This is a genomic window from Sulfuricurvum sp. (assembly GCF_022759005.1).
Lineage (GTDB): Bacteria > Campylobacterota > Campylobacteria > Campylobacterales > Sulfurimonadaceae > Sulfuricurvum.
Window position 1 is genome coordinate 1 of sequence record NZ_JAEMQA010000063.1, and the last position, 13346, is coordinate 13346.

General features: G+C 44.2%; 14 protein-coding genes. 5 read left to right on the plus strand and 9 right to left on the minus strand.

Annotation, left to right across the window (positions count from 1 at the left end; all coding sequences use genetic code 11):
- Nucleotides 1-127: 127 nt before the first annotated feature.
- Genes JHC35_RS04245 through JHC35_RS04255 form a run of 3 tightly spaced genes read right to left on the minus strand, consistent with a single transcriptional unit; the run spans nt 128 to nt 4712 of the window.
- Nucleotides 128-1348: an HDOD domain-containing protein gene (locus JHC35_RS04245; RefSeq protein ID WP_295042320.1), complete on the minus strand. Its 1221-nt coding sequence runs from the start codon at nt 1346-1348 to the stop codon at nt 128-130.
- A 2-nt stretch (nt 1349-1350) separates the two neighbouring features.
- Nucleotides 1351-3813 (minus strand): GGDEF domain-containing protein, encoded by a 2463-nt coding sequence (locus tag JHC35_RS04250; protein WP_295042322.1) that lies wholly within the window; start codon nt 3811-3813, stop codon nt 1351-1353.
- Nucleotides 3810-4712: a hypothetical protein gene (locus tag JHC35_RS04255; protein WP_295042324.1), complete on the minus strand. Its 903-nt coding sequence runs from the start codon at nt 4710-4712 to the stop codon at nt 3810-3812. Before JHC35_RS04255 ends, JHC35_RS04250 begins: the two co-directional genes overlap by 4 nt.
- A 126-nt stretch (nt 4713-4838) precedes the next feature.
- On the opposite strand from JHC35_RS04255, the gene JHC35_RS04260 reads away from it, so the two are divergent.
- Complete coding sequence (locus tag JHC35_RS04260) at nt 4839-5669, plus strand: M23 family metallopeptidase (protein WP_295042326.1); 831 nt, start codon at nt 4839-4841, stop codon at nt 5667-5669.
- A 244-nt stretch (nt 5670-5913) separates the two neighbouring features.
- Here the strand turns inward: JHC35_RS04260 and rlmN are convergent, their stop codons facing one another.
- The 5 genes from rlmN to hisF are packed head-to-tail and all read right to left on the minus strand — an operon-like array spanning nt 5914 to nt 8849.
- On the minus strand, nt 5914-6978 hold the full coding sequence (rlmN, locus tag JHC35_RS04265; protein ID WP_295042327.1) for a 23S rRNA (adenine(2503)-C(2))-methyltransferase RlmN: 1065 nt from the start codon (nt 6976-6978) through the stop codon (nt 5914-5916).
- Nucleotides 6971-7507 (minus strand): purine-nucleoside phosphorylase, encoded by a 537-nt coding sequence (locus JHC35_RS04270; RefSeq protein WP_295042330.1) that lies wholly within the window; start codon nt 7505-7507, stop codon nt 6971-6973. Before JHC35_RS04270 ends, rlmN begins: the two co-directional genes overlap by 8 nt.
- Nucleotides 7504-7779 carry a type II toxin-antitoxin system RelE/ParE family toxin gene (locus tag JHC35_RS04275; RefSeq protein ID WP_295042332.1) on the minus strand — a complete coding sequence of 92 codons (276 nt, stop codon included), beginning with the start codon at nt 7777-7779 and terminating at the stop codon, nt 7504-7506. Before JHC35_RS04275 ends, JHC35_RS04270 begins: the two co-directional genes overlap by 4 nt.
- Entirely contained in the window at nt 7776-8036 is a 261-nt protein-coding gene (locus JHC35_RS04280; protein WP_295042334.1) for a hypothetical protein, read from the minus strand. The genes JHC35_RS04275 and JHC35_RS04280 overlap by 4 nt, the downstream gene beginning before the upstream one ends.
- Before the next feature lie 51 nt (nt 8037-8087).
- Nucleotides 8088-8849: an imidazole glycerol phosphate synthase subunit HisF gene (hisF, locus tag JHC35_RS04285; RefSeq protein ID WP_295042336.1), complete on the minus strand. Its 762-nt coding sequence runs from the start codon at nt 8847-8849 to the stop codon at nt 8088-8090.
- Nucleotides 8850-9005: 156 nt separating this feature from the next.
- Between hisF and rsmA the strand changes: the two genes are divergently transcribed.
- From rsmA to JHC35_RS04305, 4 genes are all read left to right on the plus strand, one after another.
- Nucleotides 9006-9785: a 16S rRNA (adenine(1518)-N(6)/adenine(1519)-N(6))-dimethyltransferase RsmA gene (gene rsmA / locus JHC35_RS04290; protein WP_295042338.1), complete on the plus strand. Its 780-nt coding sequence runs from the start codon at nt 9006-9008 to the stop codon at nt 9783-9785.
- 73 nt (nt 9786-9858) lie between these two features.
- Complete coding sequence (locus JHC35_RS04295) at nt 9859-11922, plus strand: ribonuclease J (protein WP_295042340.1); 2064 nt, start codon at nt 9859-9861, stop codon at nt 11920-11922.
- A 171-nt stretch (nt 11923-12093) separates the two neighbouring features.
- Entirely contained in the window at nt 12094-12720 is a 627-nt protein-coding gene (gene thyX, locus JHC35_RS04300) for an FAD-dependent thymidylate synthase (protein WP_295042342.1), read from the plus strand.
- Entirely contained in the window at nt 12717-12959 is a 243-nt protein-coding gene (locus JHC35_RS04305; protein WP_295042344.1) for a hypothetical protein, read from the plus strand. The genes thyX and JHC35_RS04305 overlap by 4 nt, the downstream gene beginning before the upstream one ends.
- A gap of 97 nt (nt 12960-13056) precedes the next feature.
- On the opposite strand, the gene rplT is transcribed toward JHC35_RS04305, so the two are convergent.
- The coding region (rplT, locus tag JHC35_RS04310; protein WP_295042346.1) for a 50S ribosomal protein L20 at nt 13057-13346 on the minus strand (290 nt) is incomplete at its 5' end.

Genomic DNA, 13346 nt, shown 5'->3' on the forward strand with positions numbered 1-13346 from the left:
AGGATCTGGTGCCTCACGGTGTGAAGGTTCAAGTCCTTTCATCCGCACCATCGAAAAACCCTTATTTATATGGGCTTCGGTATCTTTCTCTTCTTTAAAAATCAATCAAATTTTTCAATTCTAACATTTACCCCATCGCCTCATCAAACTGATTTACTTTTTCCATCGCAGAAGCGATCAACGGTTCCAACACACTGTATTCCAATGCATGCTTATTCAAAAACACTTCAATCCCTTCTGAATCAAGCATCTCGATCGAGCGTACCATCGTTAATAATTCGCCGTAAAACCCATCCCCTTCGAATAATGCCCGTTCAATGTCAGGTGCAACATTCAAACGTCTCAAAATTTCGCGATGGGGAAGATTGAAGAGTAAATGGATCAAAGAGAGCATCCCTACAAAATATGCCGTCGCTTTTTGCGATTTTGTCGCATTCGGCTCAATCAATTCTAAAAGCTGTGTCATCAGCTCCGTGCGGTTGACGACCATAAGCATCAATGGGATGTTGTTTTCATCCGAGCCTTGCGTTTCGGAGAATAAAAGCATCATAATCCATCGAGATAGAGACTCTCGGCCCATCAATGTCAACACATGACGTATCGATGAAACAGGATTTTTCAGAGAAAATACAGCGGAATTGATAAAACGGATCAATTTCAAACTGATCATATGATTCAATTCAAACGCTTTCACCAATTGGTCGATATCGGCATCGGATTGCAGCATATTCCATAGTTGCACGACGGCACCGTGATCGACGGAGAAAGAGGCGTTTTTAATCGTTTTGGGTTTAGAGATAAAATACCCTTGAAAATACTTTATCCCTTTGCTGACACATTCCGCGTGCATTTCATGCGTCTCAACTTTTGCCCCAATTACTGTTAGATCTTTTTGATATAAAAATTCAATATCATCACAACTCAGTTCAGGGCTTCTCGGTATATCGATCTTGACGCACTCCAAATAGGGAAGAATCGGAGAGAATTTTGCAATGTTCTCCGGCGTATAGGCAAAATCATTCAAAGCAAATCGATACCCCTCCCTTTTAAGTTTTTCAAGCTGGAGAGACAAAGCAGCATCCACAACACTATCTTCAAGAACCGAATATATGATCCTCTCTTTGGGTAAAAGGGCAAATAGTCCGTGAAAAATAAATCGGTGATCGACTCGAATCAGTCCAACCCTCTTGCCTAGCATCCGATCAATTCCGAACGATGTTTGTAAATTATTGATGAGTGTTGCGGTTGCTTGAGCGTTAACATTCTGGATCGAAGAAAAAAGATCGTAAAAAACAAGTGCCCCCCGTTGGTCTACGATCGGCTGACGTCCGATATAGCTGCTACCCATGCTCATTCACCCCGTTCAATCAAGTTTGGGGAAGGCTCATAAAAATAATACCCTTGCGAGGCATCAATTCCGATCGCTTTTACCTGATTGAAAATATCTTCATTGGCAACAAACTCGGCAACGACCCCAATCCCCATTTCATGTGCGAAATCACAGATATGCTTGACGATAATTTGTGCATTGCGATCATGTGGAAGATTTTTAATCAAACTCCCATCAATTTTCAACGTATCGATACTGAGTTTCAGCAAATGGTCAAAGTTTGAGTATCCTGATCCGAAATCATCAATAGCAAAATGACATCCTATCGACCTGAACCGATCTACAAACTCGATAACTGCATCATAATTCTCAATCCCTTCGCTCTCCAAGATTTCAAAAATAATCATTTTTTCCATCTTGTTTGCAGTAATGAGGTGCTCTATATAATCTGCTAAGTTAGGATTTGTCAAATCTTGAATCGATAAATTGATGCTCACGGGGATACTGCTGCCTCCGAAGAGAGAAGCAACCTGTTCAATCATAATCTTTGTTAGTTCCGGATACAGTTTTGTTTTCTTGGCGACTTCTAAAAATAGGTACGGAGAAACAGGATGACCCTCTTTCTCAAGGAGGCGTATCAATGCCTCGTATTTGATAATCTTACCGTTGCTATTATCAACTATCGGTTGGAAATAGGGGACAATGCGCTTCTCTTCAATCGCCTCTTTAATCCGTTTGTACCATGCGATATTATTCTCTTGTTCCTGCTTCGATTCGCTTGAAAAAATCTCCAAACTGTGGCGGTTTCGTTTTGCCTGTTTCAATGCTACCGCAGCATGTTCAAGCCCACGCGCATGAGCATGTGCAACTCCGACGGTGATCGTCAGATTGATCCCGATGTCATCAACTAAAAATAGTTCTTTTTGCGTTGCATCGACCAACTCTTCCAAAAAAGTAACAAAGCGGTCCATATCGTTACAATCAACCGCCACCAACACATACTCATCACTTCCGAGTTTATACAGTTGTATTTTTTTGAATGCAAGAATCTTTGAACTCAACCATTCACCATAGATAGATAAAACGGCATCGCCGATCTCTATCCCGTATACCTCGTTTATCTCACTGAATCGGTCTATATTGATAATACCAAGTGTGTATATATTTTCTCGTAAAAGTGTCTCCGCCAGCGAAAAACGATTCGGAAGATTCGTATTGGCATCGGTGGTTAAATGATATTTTAGCTCTTCTCGCTGAGTAAACGAGTGTACCGCGAATCCAATATCTCCCGCCAGTTCTTCAAGCATAGCAATCTCTTTTGGTTTAAACCCTTCGGAACTTTTGATACACAACGTCATTACACCCAAAGGGAGTGTATCAAGCGAGCTGATCAGTGGCAACGATATAACTGAACCGTACGGACCTCGTTCCGCTATAAAACACCACTCCTGAGATACTTTTTGGGTTTCCACATGATCGATAATAATCGGAGTACCTTCCTGAATCGCTCTGACCATCGGGTTCTCTTTTTCCCGTTCATCCTCCAATGAAATTTTCATTTTCGGATACACATATCCGGTAGAATCGGATGAATGGGCTTTTATACTCAGCGCTTTTTCTTCCTTTAACGCAATAAGACACAGTCCGTATCCCGGATGTTCTGCCAATCTCTGACATGCGGACACAAGCAGTTCATGAACATTATTAGCGGTGATCAAAAGCTGATTAATATCGGCTACCGTACGCAATATCCCATCCAGATACAATAATTCATCCAATGCTTCTTTGAGCCGTACTTGCTGTTTTTGCATTGAATGCACCGAATCACACAGCGTTTGATCCAGTATCAACAGCTCTTCGATAAAATGGCCTTCAGCAACGGGATTTTTTTCTCTTGCACGGAGAGTTATCTGTTCCAGCGGTTGTGTGATCCACTGATTCACGACTTTCATAATACCGATTGCAATAATGCCCAATACCAAAAAGAGCGCCACGCCATAAAACAGTGCGATTTGGTTCAATCGCTCAAAAATATACTCTCCGTTTAATTCGATCAATAGGAACGCATTTTTTTTGACCGATCCCGAAAAATATTTTAATTCACTCGAATAACACAGCGTCTCTTCTTTGGCCAATCGTTGCATAATTTCCGATAAAGGGGCATACTCTTTGACTATTGCTTTGCCGGACAAAGAGCGTGAAGAGGAAATCGCGATCGTCTTTCCATCGAACGAAATTGAAATAGCACTGATCGCATTGTCGATCGCTCCGGTTTGATCCAATATCTCTTGTAAATTTTCCAACCGCCCTTCTTGAAGGTCCTGTTGTATCATTTGTTCGAGCTGGAAAAAATTTTGATTGATCCGTTCAGAGATGTAGTGCAGCGTAGTAATACGCTCAGCATAATAAAATACAGCCGACAATAATCCGATTAATACAAAAAAAATGGCCAAATTGAGTAGATTAAACCGTCCTAATTTCACGGAATAAGCCCATCCGTTTTAATCTGCTTCGTACGTAAATGATCTATAATTTTAGGATCATTTTTCTGATGGAGCCACTCTATCTGGGTTGTCGTTGCCATGAACTCTTCATAGCTTTGCCCCTCCAAATACCCCTTGATGGTTTCATAATACTCGTGTGGATTTGTACGCAACCGCTCAACCGCCACAGAAAAAAGCTTTTTTAGCTGTATGAACTCTTTTTCTCTCCCTTTGATAGTTTTTTCATCCACAAACAGTGCATCAATAACAAAAAAGGACTCCATGGTACGGGTGGATGCTATAGGCTGATACCCTTTTTTCAAAAGGGCTGACAAATAGGGCTGATAGGAGATAATGATGATCGGTTTTTTGTTCTCTTTTAACGAAAGAATATTTTTTTGCGACGCATTGATTTTATGAAATTTGAGCGAACTTAACTTTTTTTCTTTGATAAAGGCATCCAAGAAGTCGTCATTCAGCGTCCCTTGTTCCAAATAGATATCAATAACCTCTTTGGAACTTTTCAATTCCTCTATCGATCGGTTAGAGACTATCGCATCGGCTCCGTAGGAGCGATCGATCAAAAATACCGGTTTTGATTTCTCTCGTTGATTAAAATGAAGCAATTCATATTGTGTTGCGGTAAATCCTTGGGTAAATCCTCGTTCAAACAAATGCGAATTTTGATCCAAATCAACGAGCCATATAAATTTAAAAGACGTTTTTTCCAACCACCCTTTTTCCTGCGCATAGATAAAAGGGGTAAAACCGATCCACGGATTACTGGATATATGAATTTTTGAGGTGTCAGAGGGTCTAGTAACGTACACATAATAAACGATACCGACCAAAGCGATAAAAAATAGTAACATAAAACTCAAAATCCGAGCTTTTTTCATATCACCTCCTCTCTCCCTTGCTAACTATCCGATTTGATAATAGCACAACTTTTTATAAAATATCGATACTCGTCATTTAAATGCCGTTAATGCTACAATTGCACTTACCAAGGTTTAGGAATGATAATGCGTTTATTACTAATTTTCTCTTTTTTGACCTCATTAGTGTGTGCAGAGATAGGATATAACGGGAAAAGTGTCCTCATTACACTCCCCTCTCCATCCGGTATCCTCTCAACACACGATCTAAACATCAGTGTTTTGGCTCATCCCACCGATAAAAATCGGGGAATCGCTATTCTTCCAATCGATTATTATGCATCCGCAGGGGATAGTAACATTACATGGATAGCACCCGGGAAGAGAGTTTCGATCCCATTGAGTATCAAGATAGCGTCTTATCCCATCGAAACCTTGAGCGTAGATCCCGCCAAAGTCACCCCTCCCCCTGAAGCACTAGAGCGAATTGAGCGAGAACGCTCACAAGCAAAAGCGATTTATGAGCATTTCACCCCCATACGGTATTGGGATAGAGCGTTCATCAAGCCGCTTGATTCGAACATCACAAGCGAATACGGTTCTGCTCGTACCTACAACGGAACACTCCAAAGCTATCACGGCGGAGTTGATTTAAGAGCCAGAACCCCGATTGCCGTTCATGCGACGAATGGGGGAATTGTGGTTTTAGCAGAAGATCGTTACTACTCTGGGGGGACTATCATCATCGATCACGGAGAAGGGTTGTACAGCTGCTATTTTCATCTGAGCCGCTATGAGGTTAAAGTGGGGGATTATGTGCATCAAGGAGATACCATTGCACTCAGCGGAGATACCGGCAGAATCACCGGACCTCATCTGCATTTTGGGTTTATGGTACACGGGATTCAAACCGATCCGCTTGATCTCATAGAGAAAATCAATGCCTTATTTATACCGCAAAAGGAAGATTGGAAATAGGGGGCAGAATGGCACCATTAGCATGAAGATGTTTTCCATTCCGATAATGATGTATTTCAGGCTATAATTAAAGACAGTTGGTGATTAATCTTTTTTAATCGCAACCCAAACGAATCCGCCCACACTGATCGTGACAAATATTGCTAAAAATATAACTTGAAACCAATCGGATCCACTCACATTATTTCCTTATGATCGTCTGATTACATCCAAACGAAACTAATTTGACGTAAGGATACTCCAATTAAGTTAACGATTTCTCTTTTAATTGTCCGCATGCCGCGCTGATGTCCAACCCTTTAGAATCACGGATCGTACAAAGCACTCCGTGTTTGATCAGATACTCTTGAAACGCCACCATATCCTCTCTCGTAGGACGCTGATAGTCGCTCCCCGGATAAGGGTTGAAATAGATCAGATTGACCTTGGATTTAATCCCGTGCAAGAGTTTGACCAGTTTTTTGGCGGAGGTGAGATCATCATTTTTCCCTTTGATCACGAGATACTCAAACATCACCCGTTTGCGGGTATCGATCGGAAACCGCTTCACCGCCTCAATGATCGAGGCGATGTTGTAGGCTTTGTTCATCGGGATGAGTTCGGTGCGGAGCTCATCATCCACGGCATGAAGCGAGATGGCGATATGAACACCCAAATCCATCTCTGCGAGTTTGTCGATCTTCGTACTCAACCCGCTCGTCGAAACCGTCTGACGTTTCCCCGAAATGGAGAGCCCCTCTTCGTCTTTGAGAATTGTAATCGCTTTAGAGAGATTATCGAGGTTATCGAGCGGTTCCCCCATCCCCATGTAGACGATATTAAGTCGTCTATGCGCCGCTAGGCCGTTATCCATCTTGACTGCAAGCACCTGCGCAACGATCTCTCCGGCACTCAGATCACGGGTAAATCCCCCTTTGGCCGTAAGGCAGAACGAACATCCAACTTTGCATCCCACCTGCGTCGAGACACAGACGGTAAACCGTGCTTCATGCTCGATGTTCCCCTCATCGTCGATAGACTCGTCTTTCATCTTGAGCCATACCGTTTCGACCGTTTTGCCGTCGCTGAGCTCAAAGAGGTATTTGATCGTCCCATCGGTAGAGCACTCTTTGCGGACGATTTTCAGCGGCATGATGTCGTATTGCTCACTCAATTCTTCACGCATCGCTTTGGGGAGATTTTGCATCGACTCAAAACTCATCGCGTACTGATGATAAATCCATCCCCATATCTGTTTGGCGCGAAACGAGGGTTTTACCGAGCTGGCGAGTTCGGCTTTGGTGTAATCGAGGATACATTTTTTAGCCACGAATCAACCCTTTTTCTTTTAAATGTTCACGGAGTAGCACTTTAGCAAATCCGTGATTGGCGATAAAGTCGCGGTGAGCGTTTGCATCACAATAGTTCGTGACACAAAACACCCCTCCGGCGGGGATCCCGAAAACTTGAGCGACCCGCATAACGCTGAAAAACTCCATGTTTTCAATCCCCATCCCGAGTGCTCTCATTTGCTCCATCGCACGTTCACTCGTGGTGATATAGTTGGAGCAGTTAACGATAACATCTTTGATCTCTTCTGTTTGTGCCGAAACGACGTTATCGATAGGCGTGTAGGCATTCTGATCCAAAAACCCTAACTCGATGTTAGCCGCCGTTTTAGACTCAATGATGTCGTTGATTTTATGGGTGCCGTAACTTCCCGCACTCCCGACGAAGAGGAGAAATTCGGGTTTGTGTACCAAACAATGGCGTGTAAGGTTGATCGCACTGTCGATCAGCCCCACCCCAATAGGTGTCGCAAAATCAAACGTCTCGTTATTACCGGCGCAAAGAATCATTTATTGTCCACCCACTTAAAAATATCTAAAATCTGTATTGCATCCTCAGTGATTTTATATATCAGAGTGTACCCTTTGTAGGTCAAATCGCGGTAATTCTCATCCTCATAATAATGAGACTGACGATATTTATAGGGAAACTGAACTAGATTTAAAATATGGTTATCAAGCTCTTTTGCAAATACTTTTGCTGCGGATGGTTTGTCTTGCGCAATATATCGAACGATGGCGAAGAGAGCAAGAAGATACTTCTTGTCCTTTTTGATTGTCATCGTTGAATGCCAAGTTTATTTTCAAGAAAATCATCCATTAGTTTTTCAGATTCTTCTTGAGTATAATATTCCCCGTTTGCAATCCGTTTTTCCGCTTCCGCTACACGACGATGTACCTCTTCGACACAACTAACGATCACATTTGCAGGTAATTCATTCTCTATGATCCGTACTTTTTTATCTTTGACAAAACTGTCAACTATTGCTTTGAAATGGGGAAAAAAATCATCTTCGATTTTTAAACTCAATGTTTGCATTGCCCCCTCCTTTTCAAAAATTACTTGCTTTAATTATAACTGATTTTTTTCCTACAATCGTACCGGAATCCCGTTAGCCGATAGGTAGCGCTTGAGATCCATGATGTCAATCTCTTTGTAGTGAAAAATACTCGCTGCCAATGCCGCATCAGCACCGTGTTCAAACGCCTCTTTGATATGCTCCATCGTCCCCGCACCGCCGCTCGCGATAACGGGAACGTTTACCATACGGCTGATTTGTTCGGTAATCGAGAGATCAAAGCCCGCTTTTGTTCCGTCGGCGTCCATCGAGGTGAGCAAAATCTCTCCAGCTCCACGATCGACCGCTTCGCGCGCCCAATCGAGGGCATTGATCCCCGTATCGACTCGTCCGCCGTTAAGATAGACATTGTATTGATCCCCAGTCTTTTTCACATCGATCGCAATGACGATACATTGGCTTCCGAAACGTTTTGCACCTTCATCAATTAGTTCGGGACGTTTGATCGCGGCGGAGTTGACACTCACTTTATCACATCCGACATTGAGCAGTTTATAAATATCATCGAGCTTGCGAATGCCGCCTCCGACGGTGAGAGGGATAAAAACTTCTTTGGCGACCTGTTCAACGATATGAACAATCGTATCGCGTTCTTCGCAAGAAGCGGTGATGTCAAGGAAGGTCAGTTCATCCGCCCCCTCTTCGTTGTAGCGTTTGGCAACTTCGACAGGATCACCGGCATCTTTGAGCCCGACAAAATTCACACCCTTCACGACACGCCCATCTTTGACATCGAGACACGGAATAATCCGCTTTGCAAAAAAATTATCCATTTAACACCTTGTGTACAATCATACCGAAAGTATATCCCCCATTACCAAAAGTAACGATAAATTCTAAACACTGCCACTATGAGTTCAAAAGAATACAAATTCACTTTTTTTATGATTTAATAAGGAATTAACACTTTATTGGGTATAATTGATCCAATGCAAAAAGAGCGTGCCGCCATTGCCAAAAAAAAATTTGGCCAAAACTTTTTAAACGATGAGAGTGTTTTACAACAAATCATCCAATCGATGCCCGATACCCCGTATCGTATCGCGGAAATCGGGCCTGGATTAGGTGATTTAACTAAGTATTTAGTTGATGTCAAAAGTGTCACCGCTTTTGAGGTCGATACCGACTTGTGCAAGCATTTGGAGCACCATTTTGCCGATGCCATCGCTACCAACGCCCTAACCCTCCATTGCGGAGACGTTTTGGAGCATTGGAAGAGTGAGCTTTTGGATGAACCGTACGATTTAGTGGCGAATTTGCCCTATTACATTGCGACGAATATCATCCTTAAAGCCCTCGCCGATCCGGCGTGCCAAAACTTGCTTGTCATGATACAGCGTGAAGTGGCGGAAAAATTTTCCGCTACACCCGGAGAGAGAGCTTTCGGAGCACTCAGCGTCATAACGCAGAGTGTGGGCGATGCGGAAATCGTGTTACACGTTCCACCTACCGCATTCGATCCTGCTCCTAAAGTCGATTCGTGCGTACTGCTCATTTCTAAACGTACGAACCGTAATGATGAAGGGTTTGAAGAATTTTTACGAGCGGCTTTCACACAGCCTCGTAAAACCCTCCACAAAAATCTCTCCTCTCGCTATGATGGAACCCTTTTAGCCCAAGCTTTTGAGACGCTTGAGCTTGAAAAAACCATCCGACCTCATCAGCTCTGCACCGCTGACTTTCACCGGCTTTACACCCTGATCCAATAGCTTTTCTAGGGATATAAAGCACCTCAAACCATCAAAAATCATTAACGCTTTATGCGTTACACAAGGAAATAGTATGTCCGATGAACAAACTGCACCGAGCACACAACCACAAGGTGAAAATCGTCAGCGCCGAAACAACCGCCGCCCTTTCAGAAGCCGAAACGCTAACCGTCCCGAAGGTTCTGAAGGAGCTCCTGCTGAGCGCCAAAACGCAGAACCGCGTCAAGACAACCGCCCGCCGCGCAACGATAACAGACCCCCACGCCAAGATAACCGCCCGCCGCGTACAGAGCGTCCGGAGGGGGCTGAAAACAATGCTACCGACGCTGAATCAAACCGCAGCGGTCGTGACCGCAATCGCGGCGGACGTCGCGGAAGCCCGAGCACTCCGATTGATAACAATCTCCGCGACTTCGTCCTCCAAAACCAAGAGGCACACAAAAGCCGTCTGAACCCGCATTTTAAACTTGATCTCAATAACAACGAAAAAGTGCGCATTACCCCACTGGGCGGTCTTGGTGAAATCGGCGGGAATATCACCGTTATCGAAACCGAAAATGAAGCGATCGTTATCGATATCGGAATGAGCTTTCCAGATGAAGAGATGCACGGAGTTGATATCCTCGTTCCGGATTTCACCTATTTACGCGAAATCCGCAAAAAAATCGTAGCCGTCATCATCACCCACGCCCATGAAGACCATATCGGAGGGGTGCCGTATTTTTTCAAAGAGATGCAATTCCCGATTTACGGAACGCCGTTGCCGTTGGCAATGATCGGCAACAAATTCGACGAACACCACATGCGAGATTTCCGCCGCTACTTCAATCCGATCGTCAAACGAGTACCGTACAAAATCGGAAACGATTTCGAGATCGAGTGGATGCACATGACCCACTCCATTATCGATTCTTCTTCATTGGCAATCACCACCAAAGCGGGAACCATCATCCATACAGGTGACTTTAAAATCGACCATACGCCGGTTGATGGGTACACAGCCGACTTACACCGACTTGCATACTACGGAGAAAAAGGGGTTTTATGTCTCCTCTCCGATTCGACCAACTCATACAACAAAGAGTGGACGCCGAGTGAGTTGACTGTAGCCCCAGGATTTGATCGTCTTTTTGCAAAATCGGAAGGTCGCATCATTATGTCGACGTTCAGCTCAAACATCCACCGTGTCTATCAAGCGATTTTGGCAGGGATGAAATACAACCGTAAAGTGTGTGTTATCGGGCGTTCGATGGAGCGCAATCTCGAAGTATGTATGCAGTACGATTACATCAAACTCCCTAAAAATATCTTCATCGATGCCGAAGAGGCAAACCGCATGAGTGACAAAGACGTCCTCATTGTCACCACCGGAAGCCAAGGGGAACCGAGTTCTGCCCTTTTCCGTATGGCGATCGGCGAACACCGCCACATCAAAATCAAACCGACCGATATGATCATCCTCTCAGCCCGTGCAATTCCAGGGAATGAAGGCTCGATTTCTGGGATGCTCAACTATCTTCAACGTGCCGGTGCAAAAGTTGCGAACGACCGCGACATCCACGTATCGGGTCACGCGAGCATGGAAGAGCAAAAGTTGATGCTCCGCCTCACGAATCCAAAATTCTTCTTGCCGGTGCACGGAGAATACAACCATATTCAAAAGCACAAAGAGACAGCGGTAAGCTGTGGTGTCCCTGAACGTAACATCCTCTTGATGAGCGATGGAGACTGTATCGAGGTCAATACCAAAATGATGCGTAAAGCGAAAACCGTCAAAACCGGTAAAACCTATATCGACAACCAAAACAATCACCAAATTGAAGATGATATTATCATCGATCGTCAAAAAATGGCGGCAGAAGGGATGGTAGTATTGGTCGCACAAGTGAGTGCTGCCGATTCGCACCTCCTCTCAAAACCGCTGGTTACCAGCTTCGGTCTTGTTGCCGATCGCCATGACAAAGCATTCGCTGCAGAGATGGAAGATGTGCTAGAGCATTTCCTCCTCAATATGAAACCGGGACTTATCGAGAATCCCAAAGCGTTGGAAAACGATCTCCGCCAAGTGGTACGTAAACATATCTACCGCAAGATGAAAAAATATCCGCTTATCGTTCCACACGTTTTTGTTATGTAAAAATTCTGCCCTCACAACACACCAAGAGCGAGGTCGCCCGCAGTAGTGCGAAGGCGTACCGATAGCGTCTTGCTGTGAGGGCAATTTTCTTTTGATACTTTTCTTATTAAAAAGAAAAGTATATATCTCTTTTCGCTATACTCTCTCAAAATTACTTCCAAAGACACGCCCATGAAAGTAACCCTACATCACTATACACCGCTTGTTATTTGTTCCGACGCTATTCGTACCTGCTGGCAAAGTTTCGATAAAAGCGATAACGGAGGAGAAGTCGACCGTGCGCTCATCGACCGCGTCGGCAATAAATTCAAGCATGCTTCGACATTAGAACACATCGCTTATAACTTCTATATCGAGGGGATCAGCCGAGCGCTCCTCCAAGAGCTTGCACGACATCGTATGGCATCGCTTAGCGTCAAAAGCACCCGATATACTCTCAAAGAACTTAAAGATGAAGCTCCCTTTAGCATTGATCACAAAGAACGGGCTGAGAAATATCTGGTCATGACAGACGTAGAGATGGTCGATGAAATGAGTATCAGAGCGCTCGAAAACCTCCGTGCCGTACTTGCAAGCGGTATCAGTAACGATCGTGCGAAATACTGCCTTCCGGAGAGCTACAAGACCGAACTCACATGGTCGATCAATGCTCGGAGCCTTCAAAATTTTATTTCATTGCGCAGTGATAAAGCGGCGTTATGGGAAATTCGTGATTTAGCCCGTGCTGTCTACGATGCACTACCTGAAGATCACCGTTATCTGTTCGAAAATTCACTTAAAGAGGACCACACATCATGAAAACTACTCTCTTCCTAGGTATTACAGCCGCTCTATTACTCTTCAGCGGGTGCGCTGAAAAAGAGATCACCATCAACGGTATGATCTGTCCTGCCGGAACAACCGAAGATCGAATGCGTGCTGATTTTCAAGAGTGCCGCTACTACGATCTAAAAGCCGCCGGAGAAGCATCAAAAGCTCCGATTAGCGTAGAGTGTCAAAAGTGTCTTGAGAGCAAAGGGTATAAAGTCGAGCAATAAATCGCTCTTTGAGCGGTTTGTCGTTGTATCCTTTTTGGGATAAGTTTTAAATGAAGAGAAGAGAGCTTCGGGAAAGATTCCCCGAAGTGTTTAGAATTTACAGAGCTGCTTTAGCTTGAGCGGTGAGGGCAGTAAATGCCGCTGCATCATTCATAGCCATGTCAGCAAGGATTTTGCGATCAAGTTCGATGTTAGCACGTTTAAGGCCGTTCATGAATACTGAATAGCTCATTCCGTTTAGGCGGCATGCCGCATTGATACGGATAATCCACAATTTACGGAATTCACGTTTTTTCTGTTTACGGTCACGGAACGCGTATACGAGTGAGCGCTCGAGTTGCTCTTTCGCTTTACGGAAATGTTTGTGGCGTGCACTGTAGAAACCAC